This is a genomic window from Moraxella sp. K02, from assembly GCF_041154755.1.
Taxonomy (GTDB): domain Bacteria; phylum Pseudomonadota; class Gammaproteobacteria; order Pseudomonadales; family Moraxellaceae; genus Faucicola.
In genome coordinates this window covers 2,069,084-2,087,726 of sequence record NZ_AP031590.1, presented here as the reverse complement: position 1 = coordinate 2,087,726, position 18,643 = coordinate 2,069,084, and the positions used below count along the sequence as shown (strand labels likewise).

The following is an 18,643-nucleotide window of genomic DNA, read 5'->3' as shown; positions in this document are numbered from 1 at the left end:
AAAACTTTTTCAATCACATGTTAAAAAAATGAAAGCCCAACAGTTAGTTGGGCTTTTGTTTTTTTTAAATTCTTGGCAATAATATATATTATTGTACCCGTGATAGATATTCGCCAGTGCGGGTATCAACTTTGATTTTTTCGCCTTGTTGGACAAATAATGGCACACGCACTACCGCACCTGTTTCAAGGGTTGCAGGTTTGCCGCCGCCACCTGATGTATCGCCTTTTAGACCTGGGTCGGTTTCAGTAATCACTAACTCAACAAAGTTTGGCGCGGCAACGCTTAAAGGCACACCATTGAATAGGGTAATGGTACATTCTTCGTTGCTATTTTCTTTTAACCATTTTGCCGCATCGCCCATCGCGTTTTTATCGGCTTGTAGCTGCTCAAAGCTTTCTGGGTGCATAAAGTGCCAGAATTCCCCATCGTTGTATAGATAGTTCATTTCAGTATCAACAACGTCAGCGCCTTCAAGGCTATCGCCAGATTTAAAGGTATTTTCTAATACTTTACCCGTTTTTAGGTTACGCATTTTGACGCGGTTGAATGCTTGACCTTTACCTGGTTTAACGTATTCATTTTCTAAAATTGCAAAGGGATTGCCTTCGTGCATGACTTTTAAGCCAGCTTTAAATTCATTGGTTGAGTAATTTGCCATAAAATTTCCTAATAAGGTGTTGCGACTAAAAAATAACCGAGGTAAATCAAATCTTTGTATAATAGCCAATTTGCTAAAAACGCGCTGCCTGCGCTGTAACCCTACCACCGACAGGCGTTATCAGCAAGCGGCATTGACAATTGGATAAACACTATATGATAAACTATTTGGCGACACAAAAAAACTGGCAAAATGCGTTTTCTGATACCATCACCAGCTTTACTGAATTAGCGCAAGCGTTAGATTTGCCGATAGATAGTTTTGATAGTCAGGTCGGTCAATTTCCGCTAAAAGTGCCACGCCGCTTTGTGCAAAAAATGGGGAAAGGCGATATCCATGACCCGCTGCTTAAGCAAGTGTTACCGACGTTTCAAGAAACGATACAAGTCACCGGTTTTGTCACCGACCCACTCGATGAACAACACGCCAATCCCGTCAAAGGCATCATCCATAAATATGCATCACGGGTGCTGATTCCTGTCACCGGGGCTTGCGTGGTCAATTGCCGCTATTGTTTTCGTCAGCACTTTGACTACCACGAGAATCTACCGACCCACAACGATTGGCAAGCCATCAGCGCCTATATCACAGCGCACCCCGCGGTCAATGAAGTGATTTTAAGCGGCGGCGACCCGTTATCGCTGAGCAATCGTCGTTTATTGGAGATTTTCACCACCCTTGAAGCACTACCGCAAGTGCAGACCATCCGTATCCACACCCGTGTACCTGTGATGATTCCTGAGCGCTTAGATGAGCCGTTACTTGCGCGATTTGCCAGCAGCCGCTGTCACATCGTCATGGTGATTCATGCCAATCACCCCAATGAAATCGACCAAGAAACACAAATATTTTTGGGTAAGGCAAAAAAAGCGGGTGTTACTTTACTTAACCAAACCGTGCTACTCAAGTCGATTAATGACGATGCAAATACGCTTGCAAGCTTAAACGAAAAATTATGGCAAGCGGGCGTATTACCCTATTATTTGCATGTGCTTGATAAAGTTGCCGGGGCGAGCCATTTCTATATTTCAGATGAGCAAGCAGTCGCTCTGTACTGGGAATTACTCGCCAAATGTGCTGGCTACTTGGTGCCAAAGTTAGTACGAGAATTACCTAATAAGCCATTTAAAACACCCATTGACTTGTATAACCACTAAAATTCGTTGAAAAACAACAACTAAATAACGGCTTATCTGTTATTTGTCTGTTAAATAGTGCAATTATCTTAAAATAGCTAGATAAAATGTGGATTTTGTGTTATTTATTGTTGCTAAATAAGTCGAAAAATGTTGTGCATTTGGGTGCAAAAAAATGGTTACGGATCTCACACTAGACGATTTCTTACAGCGTATAAACGATACACCGACTAGTCCTATTGAACTTAAAGTGACGCAGAGTTCATTGCAGGATACAACCGATTGGCAGATGCACTTTAATCGTATGTCGGCGTGTGAAATGTATGACGAATATAAATTCGTGATCAACCAGTTGATGTTTGCCGATATCGACGACGTCAAACGCTTTGCCTTGTTTGAGGAGGTTAATAAAGCCGTCAGCGTATTACTCGGCAAATTACGGGTGAATTACCAAACCCAGCCAGGGATTTTGGATGAAGAAAAACAGCAAGGCTTAGATACCGTATTATCGGTGCATTATCTGGGCATCATGTTTTACCATGTCATCTGGCAACGTGCAGCGGCTCGCCCTGAAGTGGCTGATAAAAAAGGCATCACTGGCTTATTTCGTCACAAACCTCAATCCCTTACCCCTACCCAAGTCATTCAGCGCTGCCTATATAGTATCATGCTATTACTGCGCCAATCGCTGTTTGAAAAATATATCGGCTATCGTAAAGATACACAGGTGATTTGGCAATACCTGAATGCCTGCTATCGATTTGCGGTTACCAATCACTGGCAATCTATCACCCTGCCAGTCAAACTGCATTCTGCCAATGAATATAGCAAACAGGACGCACCGCTATCGATTGAGGCTATTTATTTTCACTGCTTGATGGTGGCGGTCACCAATCCGTATGCTTGTCGGCGTGCCGATATTTTAGCCATTCAAAAAGTAAGTACCCAGTTGATAAAAGAGCTTATTATCAGTAAAGATTTGGTTGAAAAACCTTACCTATATATTGATTTAGAAGGTAAACAGCCGCCCCAACTGCTAGCAGTCGATGATACATTCAATCCCTTTGCAGCAACTAGCAACTGCCTGTTTATGATGTTTAGTCGGTTATTTAAACGCTTGCATCAAACCATTACCCAAGGTCAAATCAGCACCGATGCTGAGATAAAAAATAGCGCGCGTCAGGCCAAATTGGTATTGAATAATCTGCAAGATGGGTTAAAACCAGCGGCAGAGTATTATCATAGCCATGCAAAATGTGAAGTCGTGCTCGGCTTTAATAATATCCACTATATGCTTGCAAATAAAACCAGCTTGGGCAATCTCATTCAGGCCAATGAGCTCCCTGAGCGGTTAAAACCCAAAACTCAAAATACTGAGTATCTTAAAAAATATACCGTTGTCGCGCTTAACAAAGAAAATCCCCAATCTATGTGTCTGTCGTATGTGTTTAGCTACCACAATCAGCTCGTTGACCAATATCCGAGCATCAGCCGTGGCGATAGCTATCACCCGCTGAGTCAATTGCAGGTCAATTCCTTGATTGCGATGCGAAAGGTTAATGGTTCAAAAACTTGGCAGCTCGGCTACATTAAAGACAACCGTCAGGGTTTTATGGATACGCCAGCTGGGCAACCGACCAACAAGACCTACTTAGAAATTGAATCACAAGTGCAAGTGCATTGTCAAAATGCGATTCCCTGTGGCGTGCGCTTTCAAAATGCCGGTAGCCGTCAGCCACATTTTGTTGCGGCATTTATAATTCCAACCGCCCCAAACAACGCTGATAGCCAGACCCGCTTGCTAATGGCGCGCTTTGGCTACCAAGTGGCAGATAAGCTGGTAATACGTATTGATAACAAAGAAATTAACGTGCGTTTAACTGAGCTACTTGATATGACTGATGATATCGAAGAATACGCTTTTGTGAGAATTCAGTTTTAATCACTAAAAAATGGCAACAAAAGTTGTCAAATTACATCTAACCCATTAAAAATAAAAGATTTTCATATCTTTATAGCCGTTTTGATTGATTAATCATATAATAAGAAATTGAATCTAATATTATAAATAATTTATCAAAAAATTCGCTTATAATAGCTTGCTTAGTGCTCTATAAACCAAGCGTTTAATGGGATAGTTAATCGATGCAAAAACAAAAACAACTCAACCTGTTAATCATTGATGATAACCAGCTGTATGCCGAACATTTGGTTGGGTTATTAGAAAAACATTATTATAAACAGGTTAATTTAGGATTTTTGGATGCCAAAGACGAGCTGATAAAGTTATTGCGCCAGTCTTGGGACATTATTTTGATGGGGAATGCGTATGATTTATCGTTTAAAGACGTCAAAGAGATTTTAAAAGCCCACGAGGCTCACATCCCCGTCATCGCTCTGTTGCCTGATGACGCCACTGCTTACCCTGAGGCATTAACTGCCACTGAGCAAGCCCAGACCCAGCTTGTTAGCGACCCTGATAAAACCCATAAGTTATTACCTTTATATACCTATTGGGGTGCAGCGGATGCTTTGCGCAAAAATAAGTTACTGCGCATGGCCATTCGTATCTGCCGTGAACACGAGCACCATAAACTAGGGCGCGAGCTTGAGCGCCTAAAAATGGTATTGAGCGATGCCGAACAGCGTGCCAATATTCTTATTAAAAACTCCAAGAGTGCAGTGGCTTATATTGAAGATGGTTTACATATTTATGCCAATGAGCCCTATCTTGAAATGTTTGGATTTAAAACGCTCGATGAATTGATGGGGATACCCGTTGTTGACTTGATTGCGCGCAACAATATTCAAGATTTTAAAACGTTTTTAAAAGACTTTGAAAAAGGCAACCGTAAAAACGTCGAATTTAAATTTGAAAGTGTGAGAAAAGATAATACTACTTTCGCGGCTAAGCTGCAGTTAGCGACTGCTACCTATGACGGTCAGCCGTGTCTACAAGTCATTATCCAGCCCAATGAACAAGCCAATAGCGCTGAGCTTGCCAAAAAACTTGAGGCGATGGAACGCATTGACTCAATCACAGGGCTATTTAATCGTCATGGTTTTGAAAGACTGTTTAACCGATTGCGTGACGTGATTGTTGAGAAAAACCTATCTGTGGGGTTGATGGCGCTACGCGTCGATAATATTGGTAAAATCCATGCCAGTGTGGGGATTGAAGGGATTGATGGGGTGGTGGTTGCCGTTGCCAATATTCTTGAGCAACATCTCACTGAGATTGTTGGGGTAGAGCGGGTGAAAAATGGCTATTTGAGCCGGTTTAATGATAGCATGTTTATGCTAATTATCCCTAATATGCGACAACAAGATTTGACAGCGTTAGGACAAAAATTGGTTGCCGATATTAATAGCACTATTATTGAAATTGGTCATCGTACGGTTAAGACCACGGTAACGATTGGTGCAACCTTAGTCAACGCCAGTGCACCTGATACCAATACTATTATTAACCGTGTCATCCAAGCCGTCAGCCTAGCAACCAAAGCCAATAAAGACAGCAACGACGATAAAGATTTATTCTATCTATATGACCCAAGTAGTTTTGCCAGCAGTGATGACAGTGCACTGTACGAATCGCTACGTGATGCGCTAGAACACAGCAAATTTAAATTATTATATCAGCCGATTTATGACGTTGAAAATGATGTCAGTAACATGTTTGAGGTGTTTTTACGCCTGCCGCTAGCCGATGGCAGCTTAATGGCACCTGATAAATTCTTAGAGGTGGCGACCAGACATCAGTTAATGGATAAAATCGACCGTTGGGTGTTAATTCAAGCCTGTAAAGACTTAAAACGTTACCGTCATGAGGTCGATGCCAGTGCCCGATTATTAGTGCACTTAAGCCCGATATCACTAGCAGATGCTACCTTGCCAAGCTTTATGAGTCGATTGATTCAAGCATTAGGTACCAGCGAGCGCGGGGTATTGACATTACAGTTTAATGAAACCATGGTAATTGATTATCTGGCGGTGGCAGCCAAACAAAGTAATGAGCTTAACCAAATAGGTTGTCACCTAGGTATCTATAATTTTGGCTCGGCGGTCAATGCGATGGAAGTATTGGAATTTGTCAAACCACAGCTGGTACGACTCGATCGCAGTTATATCAAAGATTTGAGCAACAATGACAATGTCAATACCGTGGCAACGGTGGTGCGCGAAATCACTGAGCGTGGCTCCAGTTGTTTGATGCCCTTTATTGAAGACCCTGCCGCTATGTCAGCGGCGTGGACAGTCGGTGCGCGTTATTTGCAAGGGGCATATTTGCAAAAAGCCAGTGACACCATGCACATCGAGAATGAAACCAGCTAAATCCAAGCGCTGAATTTATAAAGTAAAAACGAGTTAGCCAACATGCACCAAACAATCATTAATAAAACCAAACCATTGGCTATGCTAGGATGGGGTCTTTGTATCGTCATTGCGACAGGGTGCCAGCATCAGCCACCCGCTCAGCGCCCCGCAGTTACCTTGCCAGTTTATAGCCAAGGGGATGCCGATAACGGTAAAAAGCAATACGAAGAAGCCTGCCTCAAATGCCACAAGCTACAGCCAGGAAATAACGAGAAAGGCCCACAATTACTGCGTATTTATGGGGCAAAATCCGCCTTATTAACCGATTATCAATACACAGACGCACTAAAAAACAGCAATATGACGTGGACAGCGGAAAATTTGGATAAATATATCGCACATCCAAAACAAACCATCGCAGGAACGCGTATGCGTTCTGACCCGATTGCTGATGCCAAAGTCCGCCAAGATATTATTGCTTATATCTCGACGCTTCGTTAAATCGCTTTGTGGCTATGCCTTTAAGTGACATTTTTAGTGAACATGATTAATAAACAACATTTAAACCTTTAAAGGATAGACCACATGGTGATGGGTAACTTAGACAATCAGCTGTTACAACAACGATTGCAAGCCATGTTGGTGAGTATTAATGAGATCGTGTTGGATAAACCTGCCGTGGTGAAGCTGGCGGTTGCTTGTTTATTGGCCAATGGTCATTTACTGCTTCAAGATTTACCAGGAATGGGTAAAACCACGCTGGCGCACGCGATTGCCAACCATTTGGGGTTATCTTTTAATCGGGTGCAATTTACCAGCGATATGCTACCTGCCGATATTTTAGGAATTTCGCTGTATAAAACCGATACTGGCACGTTTGAATTTAAGCCAGGCCCGATATTTTGTCAGCTGTTACTTGCCGATGAAATTAATCGCTCAAGCCCAAAAACCCAATCTGCCCTGTTAGAGGCGATGGAAGAGCGGCAAGTGTCGCAAGATGGGGTAACGCGGAAACTCCCTGAACCTTTTTTTGTGATTGCCACCCAAAACCCGACGCAGCAATCTGGTGTGTTTATTTTGCCTGAGTCACAGTTGGATCGGTTTTTGATGTGTTTATCGCTGGGTTATCCCTCGGTTAATGCAGAGCGAGAGTTGCTACTGGGTAAAGATAGACGTCAAATGCTGAGCCAAATTACCCCCATGTTAGATACCCAATCATTGCAGCAGGCACAAGCGCAAGCCAAAGAGGTTTATATCGCGGATGTCGTGATTGACTACTTGCAGCGATTGGTAGCGAAAACGCGTGAGAGCCGAGACTATCATGGTCTATCTACCCGTGGTGTGCTAGCGCTCAAGCAAGCGGCACAAGCCTTTGCTTATTTGGGTGGCTACAATGAAGTGACGCCAGAAGATATCCAAGCGGTATTTGCTGCCGTTGTTGATCATCGCTTGGGGCAAGCTTTTATTCCGTTTAATCAGTTGGGCGGTGAGCAGCCGCAATCGATTGCCACCCAGTTGTTACGCCAAGTGCCAGTACTGGTGTAAACCATGATGTACAACGTGTTTTAGCGTTAAAAAATTTCTCATTACTGTATTTTATTATCCGATTAAATTATCCCAATTAAGAGCCCGCGCCTATCATGTTTGCCATTCGCCAGCGACTTGAAAACTACTTGCAAACATGGTTTAAGCGTCGAGCGCCGATCAGCCGCGATATCACCCTCAACCTGCGCAACGTATATATTTTTTTGAGTAAAGAAGGATTGCTGTATGCTTTTTTACTCATTATCCTCTTCGTCGCAGGGATTAATTACGCCAATAATTTGGTGTTGGGTTTGTGCTTTTTGTTGGGTAGTCTATTGGTCGTGACCATCCATTATACCTTTGCCCACTTGGCAGGGTTGCAAATCAAATTAGTGGATATCAGTGACACGCAAGTGGGTGGCAAAGTGCAAGTGCGGCTGCAGATTAGTAGTGAGTCAAGGCAGCCGCATCGGCAAATTCGGTTAAGTTTTGCCAACAACGCCTTTGACTTTAAACAGCCGATACACCGCAAACCCAATGCACAGTCCGCACCAAATGATTGGCTGTTGGTCAGTCAAATACAAGCGCCGCAACAGGTGAGCTTATGGTTAACAGCCGACAAACGCGGCAAATTTGTGTTACCCAGGCTCACGGTGAGTACCCTATATCCCTTAGGGATTTTGCAAGCTTGGTCGTATGTGTTTTTTGAAGGACACGCGTGGGTGTATCCTGCGCCACTGAGCTATGAGATGAAAGCGCGTCAGTTTGTGCCATCTGATGATGAACAAACCGCTGCCTTACACACCCAAGCAGGGCAGGAAGATTTTGACCAGCTGGATAATTATGTTCCAGGGGAATCATTGGCGCGTATTTCGTGGGCGCATGTTGCGCGCGGGCAAGGACTCATGTCAAAACGTTTTGTAGAGAGTGTGGGGCAGCAGCAATTGCTTGATTACTATCAAATGCCTGCGGTGACGCATGAAGAAAAACTCAGTCAGCTGCGCTACGGGGTGGATAGTTTGAGCCAAAGCCAAATCGCTTTTCAATTGCGCCTGCCGGATGGTGAAGGCGCAATAGGTGAAGGACAAGCATTTCGTCAGCAATGTTTGCTAAGATTGGCAAAAACGCCATGAGTCGCCCTAACCCGAATCGCGCTAGCTTAACCTTATCTCAGCGCCTAAACCAAATCTCGGCGTATCAGTGGATATTGCTGTCTCAACTGTTGATTGTGGCTTTTCACGTCAAAAACTTACCCATTTGGCTATCGGTGTACGCCTTTTTTATTATCATCTTTCAATTGCAACCGCTGCGACGTTGGTTGCCCAACGCTTTGTATCGTCCGCGCTCATTACAGTTGATACAGTACACAGGATTCATTGCAAGTTTGGTGGGGCTGTATTTGACCTATCGTACCGCCTTTGGATTGGATGTCGGTATCGCGTTTTTGCTACTGTGTGCCGTCAGTAAGCTACTAGAATTGCATACCAGGCGTGATGGCTATGTGGTGCTGAGTTTATCACTGTTTGTATTGGCAGGGCTGTTCTTAATCAACCAAGATTTGATGACAACGCTACAAGTGGCGATTGGCACGATGGTCGTGCTGTTTGCCATGATTGCGCAAAATGATGATGGTACGGGACGCTACCGCACGCTTGGTTTATTGGTCGGTCAAGCGATTCCTTTGACCATTATTCTGTTTTTATTTTCTCCCCGATTGCCGCCATTATGGTCGGTGCATTTGAGCGGCGCGCAAGCAAAGACCGGCATGTCAGATAGTATGTCACCGGGCGATTTTGCCAACCTCAGTCAATCGACTGAATTGGCGTTTCGGGTAGAATTTTTAGGCAATCAGCCAAGCCAACAAAATTTATATTGGCGCGGTTTGGTATTTTCTGATTTTGATGGCACCACCTGGCGAGCCAATCCTAACACCTCGCTTTGGACGCCCGATCAGCCGTTTGCTGATTGGTTGTTGCCGACGTTGAAGCTGAGTAAACGCTTTACCTTAGCCGTTATCCCTGACTATCGGGTGATTTTGGAGCAGACGGGGCAAAATTGGTTGTTTGGGCTTGATTATCCGATAACCAACCAACAAGGCATTGGGCTGACGTCGGATTTTACCCTGCGGTATTGGGACACTGTCAATCAGCGGTTTACTTATCAAGTGCATTGGTTGGATGATGCGCCTATCAATTTAGCCTTATCCACCCAGCAGCGTCAGGTTAATTTAGCGTTGCCAGCAGGCGGCAATCCGCAAAGTCGCCAATTTGCGCAGCGACTGTACCACCAAGCAGGTGATGACCCGATTGCCTATACCAACGCCATTGCCCAGTGGATGCGTAGCCAGCAGTTTCGCTACACCTTATCACCCCCTACCTTGGGTAATAATCGCATCGATGATTTTTTATTTGCTACCCGTGCAGGGTTTTGTGAGCATTATGCGTCAACTTTTACTTACCTTATGCGAGCGGCAGGTGTGCCTGCTCGGGTGGTAGCCGGGTATCAAGGTGGGCAGTTAGGGCGTGATGGCAAAAGCTGGGAAGTACGGCAAATGGATGCCCATGCATGGAGCGAGATTTGGGTGCAAGGGCGCGGCTGGGTGCGTGTAGATCCTACGGGCTTTGTCGCACCCAATCGGGTCGAGCAGGGTATGGACACTGTCACCCAAACGGCTGGGGCAAAAATGTTTGGTGAGGGCGTGGCAGGGCAAATTAGCTATCAGCAGTTTCAAATGCTGCAGCAAGCGCGCCGCTTGTTTGACCAAGCTAGCTACTATTGGCAACGCGATGTGGTCGGCTATGATCAAGACCGCCAGCGGTCATCGCTGTTCAAATGGCTCAATATCCAATCTGTCTATCAGCAAGTGATGGTGATGTTTGTCACCCTTGTCAGCGTCCTTGCGCTATTGGGATTGTGGCTGTGGTGGCGTCGCCGCCGGGTGTGGGATAAGCATGATTGGATTATGGTACAGTTATCCAATCGCTTGGCAAAAAAAGACAAAACGCTTGCCCGGCAGGATAGTGAAGGGGTACTGGCTTGGCTTATTCGGCTTGAGCCAAAAGTCAGCGATAAGGCAGCCCTGCAAGCACTTGCCGCGCTATATCGCCAAATCCGCTATCAGCAGCCCACGGATAACAAACAACCCATACGGCAATTAGACAAGTTGGCGAAAACCATTGCGCTAAAAAAACCCCATTAATATTCAATACTTGCTCGTTGTCACTATTGATTATGCGATATTGTCTATAAAATAGGGAGCGAGAAAAAATCCTTACCCCCTTTTTATAGTTAAAGATAAGATTCGATTATCACCCGTTTTTTATCATGCGCTTCATTGATAACGTTTTGTAAATCTTTAATTTGATTTTCAAAAATGATAACTTGCTCAACGACTGCATTTTGAATATCTATACTAGGGAAAGATAACGTTAAGTTTTTGATGCGTTCAATTGAAGCTCGATGACTTCTTGAGAATCGCTCTCTTTGACCTGCTTGATAAAGTAGCCATGTTAAAAATTTTGGGTTGATGTCATCGGTTTTAGTTCGGATATAGCCACAATGGTCAGTGGGGTAAAATTTGTAGTTTTCAGGTAAGTAGTTGGTCATCCAATCGCCATCAATACCCCATAATACGCAAGGTAATTCAAAGTTATCAATTATACTATCATTGATGTAACCAAAGATATCGAAAACATTGGCACTATAGACAGGCAGGTAGCCGTCTTTTGCTTGCTCTTCAATTTGGTTAGCGAGTACTCGTTTGCCGATTCCTATTTCAAAGTCTTCATTATTGCTCAGTCGTTTTGCTGTGCTTGTATTATTAAGGCTGTTAGCAAATAGTTGGTTAATTTGTTGATTCGCTTGGTCAATGGCTTGTCGGGCTTGATTCACTTCGTCATCTATTAGTTGGCACTCATCAATGATTTTTTGTTGGATATCAATTGGTGGTAAAGGAATTTTGAAGTTTTTAATATCCTCAGAGTTGATACTTGGATATGATGATTTTGGCATAGCATTTTGAATTTGGAACATTACTACATCTGAATTAAAAAACAATTCAAAAATAAATTTATTATTCAAAACTTGGGTATCTAAGGATTTTAAAATCGCAAATCCTGTAGAAAATACCATTTGTTTAGGCTCAAAATCTATATATAAAAATCCCTTCAAATAGGGTCTAACAGTTGATATTACAATTGAGTCTCTTTCTACAATTCTCCTAGCTCTACTAGGTAAATCCTTACCTAATAAAGTATTGTCAAGTTTTACTAGATTTGAACCTTTACCAACACTATCTATATCAATATAAATAAAATTTTCATTAAGGTAGTTTTCTGGATTGATAGAATGAGAATTTATTGCGACTAAGTCCCCTAATAACTTTATATCCCATTTCGTACTTATATGTAGATTTCTTTTCGGTGTTAAACTTAAAGCTTTATTAAAATCTACGACTGAAAAGTCAAGCATATCAATCAATCTTGCCTGCGTGACAAAATCTTTCAAAGATTCTGGAATTTCCACAGGGTTTTTGAGAAAATTCTCACGAATCAAGTAATTGATTTTTTCAGGATTATCATTATTTTTAGGGTCATATAATGGCGTATTAATTGAATTTAAACTAAACATATTTTGCAAAATACGACTATCTTCATCTTCAATCTCACTTGCATTGTCATCATCTACTGTTTCTAATACAGGCAAATCTATGACACCGCCAAGATACTTAATCCCCTCATTACCCTTGGCACTACTCCATTCATAACCCAAAAACTTTTTCATCTCTTTATTTGTGCTTGGGCTTTTGACAATCAAAACAGGTTGCGGATTGGTGCTAGCCAACACAAAATAATACAATTTATCTTTTTCAACTTTTTGCAAATAATTGACAAACCGTTTTAATAATTCATATTTTTTTTCAGTTTCGGATTTTTGCTTAAATAGTTTTGATTTTTTTAGATTTTTAATTTCTGTCGATTTATCAAATGCAGATTGATAAGCAGTGAAGTATTCTGTTGTGAGCAAATCATCATTGGGCTGACCTTGTAATAGCGTTCTATAGTCCTCTAAATTCAAATCCAAATGTTCACAATACTCACGAATAAAATGCTCATCAGCATAAATAGTTGAGTTTTGTGGATTTTCAAACGGATTAAACCAATCATTCACTCGCTGACGATAATGATTGGCTTGAGTTGGGTCTGTCACCGTTTTACGGCGTAAAAAAAGAGTGACTGTATTTGTTCCTGTTTTGCCAAATGTACCTGAGCCAAACTCTGCAATCGCCACGATATCAAAATTTTCTAATAGAATCTCACGGGTAGCGACATACACGTTTTTACTTTGGCTAGTGCTATTGGCTTTGCCTTTTGATAAAATGGATGAGGGGACAATGATACCCGCAACCCCATCTGTTTTGAGTAGTTGCTCTGCACGTTCGATAAAAAAAGTTTCTATAGCGTTATTAACATCAAAGCTTTTTTCTTCAATGCTATTAATTAAACGGTATTGCCTACGGTCCGTGGGTGATAATGTATCTAAAAATCCTTTTACGCTGTAGGGTGGATTGGCAACGAGAATATTATAAGTATGATGTTTGATATCATCATTTTTTGCCAAAGCATCTGCATAGACAATTTGAATATCATCTTGCCCATACATAAATGCTGATACTTTTGCCACTTTTGAAAGTCGATATTCTTTTTCGATACCGACGGTTTGAGCATAAAATTCGCTAGGCATATGTTCGCTCTTTGTTTGCTCAAGTAACTGTTTAACTTCGGTTGCGTATTCATTGAGAAAATGTCCAGCACCACACGCATAATCAATGGCTTTTGGGATATCATCGCTGTTGTGAATGACATCAGCTAAAGGCAGAGACTTGAGGATAAATTTCACAATTGGCATGGGTGTGAAAAATTGCCCCTCAGATTGTTTGACACCTTGGTCTAAAAAGCCCTCAAACATATCGCCTAAAAACTGATTTTCTTGCTCGGTGGTTAGGCGAATATCTTGTAGCATTTGTACCATTTTTAACAAGACAGCTGAGTTTTGTTGAAACAGTTTTTGGTTGTGAACGTCGATAAAGGCAAAGTCATTATTGGTAAAAAATTTAAGCTTACGGAACATTTCTCGAATGGCTTTTTGTGTTTCGTTCGGGTCGTTTTTATAAAATCGAAAAGCCTGCTCGACGTCCGTATCTTTGATATAGGTGACTTCTTCGCCTAAAAATTGAAGCATCCCGATTTGGTACAAAGCTTGTAAGCGGTCTTGCAAATCAAAAGGATTGTCATAACTAATCCCTTTCCAATAAAAATGTAATTTATTTGGGTTATTTTTTTCATCAACAATTTTACATAAAAATAAATTTACCAATTTATCAAAAGCATTTTCTCGCCCCGATACGTTGTGTTGACGTAAAATAGTTGCAAACTGATGATATTTGCCCTGAATATCTTGACTTGAGACTACTGCTAAATCTTGCAAATTATATTCAGTTTTGCCAATTTGATAAGCTTGCAAACCTGCTTCAAATAAGCCCTTGGTGGCAAAATCCTGTTGATAAGTTTGTTTCCAAGCTTGATAAATCGTTTCAACGGTACGGGTTTTGGCTTCCCTAAATGTCAAAATTGACGCATCACTATCCTGCTCAAGCGTTGCCACCAATTCATCATTGTCTTTTAGAGAAATTAGATAATATTTAGCTTGAACCGTCCTATCAACCAAGTCTGAGGTGTATAAGCTGACAAATTGGGTTGTACCTTCTTGCTGAACGTAGCTCAATAGCTGCCCGCCATCTTGCAAGGTTTTTGCCCATGCTTTGTTAAATTCTGTTCCCGCCGTTTTGCATTCAATGATTAACAAAGCATTGTTGCTGTTATCTTTTACCAAAATATCAGCTCTGCCACCACTTGCCCCATGACCCAATTGCCATCTTGGCTCAAGTTCTATGTGCTCAGGTTTGTACCCTTGATTGAGCAAACGATGCACACATTCAAAAACAACGAAATTCTCTTTTTGTGAAAAGTTGCAAGTTTGTCTTTCGTTAATCGTCATACCCTTATCTTCAGGGTAAATAAGGGTATTGTTATTGAAGTCTGCAGTTAAAAAAACTTGATTGTTAAAAGACTTAGTAAAAATATTATTTGTTTCAGTAAATCCTAGATAAATTAGGACTTGTTTAAAATTATCAGGGTCAATCATAAAGCTCACTCTTTAACTTATAAATTCGGATTTAGCCACTTTTCTGCTGTAGCTTTATCCCAACCCTTACGTCTAGCATAATCTTCCAACTGGTCTTCACTGATTTTACCGACATTAAAATAATCACTCTCTGGGTGGCTATAATAAAACCCACTCACACTAGACGCAGGGTACATCGCATAGCTTTCCGTCAAATAGGTGCCGATGGCGTTGGTGGTGTCAAGCCAGTCAAACAGCTTGCCTTTTTCGGTATGGTCAGGGCAGGCAGGATAACCCGGCGCAGGGCGGATACCGACGTATTTTTCTTTGATGAGTTCATCATTGGTTAGGCTTTCACTCGCTTGATAGCCCCAATACTTTTTACGAATCAACTCGTGCAAATGCTCAGCAAATGCCTCAGCAAAGCGGTCGCAAAGCGCCTGTACCATGATGGCACTATAATCATCGCCTTTGGCTTTATAGTCATTGGCAAGTGCTTCTGCGCCAAACAATGACACGGTAAAACCGCCGAGATAATCAGTTTTTTCAGGACTGATAAAATCCGCTAGGCTGTAATTAGGTTTACCACTGGCTTTATCAGATTGCTGGCGTAAATGCTCAAAGGTATGCACGACATTGCCTTGCTCGTCAAGTACCTGCACCGTGTCTGAGCTTGGGCGTTGGGCAGCGCTCAGTCGAAACACCGCTTTAGCTGTGACCAATTTTTCCTTGATTAATTTGTCAATCATGGCTTGGGCATTGGCAAATAAGTCTTTGGCTTCCTCCCCGACGATGCTATCATCAAAGATTTTGGGATATTTGCCGACCAATCCCCAAGAGATAAAGAAAGGTGTCCAGTCGATATAAGGCAATAAATTTTGTAACGGATAATCGTCCAAAATGACTTGTCCTAATTGGTTGGGCTTAGGCGGCGTGTAGTTCGCCCAGTCGTATTGGAAACCTTGCTCAATCGATTCCGCATACGACAGCTTCGCCGCTTTGGGTTGGCGATTGGCAAGACGTTCACGGACTTCGCCATACTCTTGACGCAGCTCACTGATAAAATCGCCGCGTTTTTCTTTGGATAGTAAAGTCGTCGCTACGCCCACTGCGCGGCTGGCATCGGCGACATAAACAACCGCATCGTTTTGATAGTTGGGCTCGATTTTTACCGCGGTATGGGCTTTTGAAGTCGTCGCACCCCCAATCAGTAGAGGCAGATTAAAGCCTTGCTCCTGCATTTGTTTGGCGACATACACCATTTCATCAAGGCTTGGGGTAATCAAGCCTGACAAGCCGATGATATCGACGTTTTCATCTTTGGCGACTTGTAGGATTTTTTCACAAGGCACCATCACACCCAAGTCGATGATGTCATAGCCATTACAGCCGAGCACCACGCCGACGATGTTTTTGCCGATGTCATGCACATCGCCTTTCACCGTTGCCATGAGCACTTTGCCTTTGGTTTCGCCTGCAACTTTTTCTTTTTCGATATACGGATTAAGCCATGCCACCGCTTGCTTCATCACACGGGCGGATTTTACCACTTGCGGTAGGAACATTTTGCCTGCCCCAAACAAGTCACCGACCACATTCATACCGTCCATCAAAGGTCCTTCGATGACGTCTAAGGGACGGGGGAATTTTAGCCTGGCTTCTTCAGTGTCTTCATTGATATATGTGGTTACCCCTTTGACTAACGCGTGTTCAATGCGTTTTTCGACGGGCAATTCACGCCATGACAAATCGACGGTGCTGTCTTTTTTCTTACCGCTCAAATAGTTTTCTGCCACTTGCATCAAATGGTCGGTGGCATCTTGACCCGACTCGCCTTGGTTGCGGTTCAAAATCACGTCTTCAATGGCGTTTCTAGCGTCTGGCTCGATATCGTCATACAGCTCTAGCATGGCGGGGTTGACAATGCCCATGGTCATGCCGTTTTTGATAGCATGGTATAAGAACACGGCGTGAATGGCTTCTCGAATGGGATTGCCACGAAATGAGAACGACACATTCGACACACCGCCTGAGACCATGGCGTTGGGCAAATTGTCGGTAATCCATCGGGTGGCATTAATAAAGTCTAAGCCGTAATTGTTATGCTCTTCAATCCCCGTGGCGACGGCAAAAATATTGGGGTCAAAGATGATGTCTTCGCTCGGAAAACCGATTTCATCAACCAAAATATCATATGAGCGTTTGCAGATTTCGATTTTACGCTCAAAGCTGTCCGCTTGTCCGTCTTCATCAAACGCCATGACGATAATCGCCGCCCCATAACGCTGACATAGCTTGGCTTTTTGCACAAATTCTGTTTTGCCTTCTTTTAACGATATCGAATTGACCACAGATTTGCCTTGCGTGCATTTAAGACCCGCTTCGATGATGTCCCATTTTGACGAGTCAATCATCAGCGGTACACGGCTGATATCTGGCTCACTGGCAACCAAATTAACGAAGTGAATCATCGCCGCCTTGCTATCTAGCATGGCTTCATCCATGTTGATATCAACGACTTGGGCGCCGCCTTCGACTTGGTCACGAGCCACGTCTAGCGCTTCGGTGTATTCTTCGTTTTTGATCAGACGCAAAAACTTCTTTGAGCCTGTGACATTGGTACGTTCACCGACATTGACAAACAGGCTGTCACGGGTGATATTGAACGCTTCGAGTCCCGACAATCGGCAAGCTGGCTTGTAGTCTGGCAGTTGGCGTGGGGCAAAGGGTGACGTCATCTCGACAATCTTGGCGATATGTTTGGGCGTGGTACCACAGCAGCCGCCCACGATATTGACCAAGCCAGACTTGGCATAGTCGGCAACCATGGTGGCAGTTTGCTCAGGCGTTTCGTCATATTCCCCAAACTCGTTGGGCAAGCCTGCATTGGGGTGAGCGGACACAAAAGTTTCGCACACATCCGACAAGGTTTTGATATGCGGTTTTAACGCATCTGCGCCTAGCGCACAGTTAAACCCAATCGAAATCGGCTTGGCGTGGCGGATTGAGTTATAAAATGCCTCGGCAGTTTGCCCCGACAGCGTACGTCCCGACGCATCGGTAATGGTGCCCGAAATCATAATCGGCAATTCAAACCCAATGGTCTCGAACACGCCCGTCACCGCAAAAATCGCTGCTTTAGCGTTTAGGGTATCGAACACGGTTTCTATCAAGATGATATCGGCACCGCCTTCAATCAAAGCATAAGTCGCCTCAGTGTAGTTATCAACAAGTTCATCAAAGGTGACGTTACGAAAGGCGGGGTCATTGACATCGGGTGAAATCGAGCAAGTGCGAGAGGTGGGACCAATCACGCCTGCGACAAACCGAGGTTTGTCTGGGTTTGTTGCAGTGACTTCATCACACACTTGGCGGGCAAGGGCGGCGGCGGATTTGTTAATCTCATAGACGAGATTTTCCATGCCGTAATCTGCCATCGAAATTTGTGTGCCATTAAAACTGTTGGTTTCAATGATATCTGCGCCTGCCTCGAGATACGAGCGGTGAATATCACGGATGATATGCGGCTGGGTCAGTACCAATAAGTCATTGTTGCCTTTGACGTCACGTCCAAAATTGGCAAATCGCTCACCGCGGTAGTCTGCCTCGATGAGTTTATAGTTTTGGATTTCTGTCCCCATCGCCCCGTCAAGGAATAAAATCCGCTGCTTTAACAAGTCAGCTAAACGGACTTTATTGGTGGCTTGACGGTCTTGATACGGAAAACTGCCAGGGGGTGTGAGTTGAAAATTGGCTGGATCGTGGGGTTTGTGACTGGTAGGTGCGTTACTGGTGCTGATACTCATCGAAAGGCTTGTCCTGA

General features: G+C 43.3%; 10 protein-coding genes. 7 read left to right on the top strand and 3 right to left on the bottom strand.

Going from position 1 to position 18,643, the window contains the following annotated elements; all coding sequences use genetic code 11:
* Positions 1-88 precede the first annotated feature (88 nt).
* Complete coding sequence (gene efp, locus ACAM39_RS09410) at positions 89-661, bottom strand: elongation factor P (protein WP_204155483.1); 573 nt, start codon at positions 659-661, stop codon at positions 89-91.
* A 155-nt stretch (positions 662-816) separates the two neighbouring features.
* Between efp and epmB the strand changes: the two genes are divergently transcribed.
* The 7 genes from epmB (at position 817) to ACAM39_RS09375 (ending at position 10,837) form a co-directional block, all read left to right on the top strand.
* A complete protein-coding gene (epmB, locus tag ACAM39_RS09405; RefSeq protein WP_369627489.1) occupies positions 817-1,818 on the top strand; it encodes an EF-P beta-lysylation protein EpmB in 1,002 nt (333 codons plus the stop codon).
* Between the two features lie 154 nt (positions 1,819-1,972).
* Positions 1,973-3,739, top strand: coding sequence for a hypothetical protein (locus ACAM39_RS09400; RefSeq protein WP_369627488.1), 1,767 nt, complete (start codon positions 1,973-1,975; stop codon positions 3,737-3,739).
* A gap of 203 nt (positions 3,740-3,942) precedes the next feature.
* Positions 3,943-6,132, top strand: a complete 2,190-nt coding sequence (locus tag ACAM39_RS09395) for a GGDEF/EAL domain-containing response regulator (protein ID WP_369627487.1) — start codon at positions 3,943-3,945, stop codon at positions 6,130-6,132.
* Positions 6,133-6,174: 42 nt separating this feature from the next.
* Entirely contained in the window at positions 6,175-6,615 is a 441-nt protein-coding gene (locus ACAM39_RS09390; protein WP_369627486.1) for a c-type cytochrome, read from the top strand.
* 84 nt (positions 6,616-6,699) lie between these two features.
* Positions 6,700-7,659 carry an AAA family ATPase gene (locus tag ACAM39_RS09385; RefSeq protein ID WP_369627485.1) on the top strand — a complete coding sequence of 320 codons (960 nt, stop codon included), beginning with the start codon at positions 6,700-6,702 and terminating at the stop codon, positions 7,657-7,659.
* A gap of 95 nt (positions 7,660-7,754) precedes the next feature.
* Positions 7,755-8,771 carry a DUF58 domain-containing protein gene (locus tag ACAM39_RS09380; RefSeq protein ID WP_369627484.1) on the top strand — a complete coding sequence of 339 codons (1,017 nt, stop codon included), beginning with the start codon at positions 7,755-7,757 and terminating at the stop codon, positions 8,769-8,771.
* A complete protein-coding gene (locus ACAM39_RS09375) occupies positions 8,741-10,837 on the top strand; it encodes a transglutaminase TgpA family protein (RefSeq protein WP_369627483.1) in 2,097 nt (698 codons plus the stop codon). The genes ACAM39_RS09380 and ACAM39_RS09375 overlap by 31 nt, the downstream gene beginning before the upstream one ends.
* Before the next feature lie 89 nt (positions 10,838-10,926).
* On the opposite strand, the gene ACAM39_RS09370 is transcribed toward ACAM39_RS09375, so the two are convergent.
* Both ACAM39_RS09370 and metH read right to left on the bottom strand, forming a co-directional pair.
* The gene (locus tag ACAM39_RS09370) at positions 10,927-14,841 is read right to left on the bottom strand and encodes an N-6 DNA methylase (protein WP_369627482.1); all 3,915 of its coding nucleotides are present in this window, start codon (positions 14,839-14,841) and stop codon (positions 10,927-10,929) included.
* Between the two features lie 17 nt (positions 14,842-14,858).
* Positions 14,859-18,626 carry a methionine synthase gene (gene metH, locus ACAM39_RS09365; protein WP_369627481.1) on the bottom strand — a complete coding sequence of 1,256 codons (3,768 nt, stop codon included), beginning with the start codon at positions 18,624-18,626 and terminating at the stop codon, positions 14,859-14,861.
* Positions 18,627-18,643: the final 17 nt, after the last annotated feature.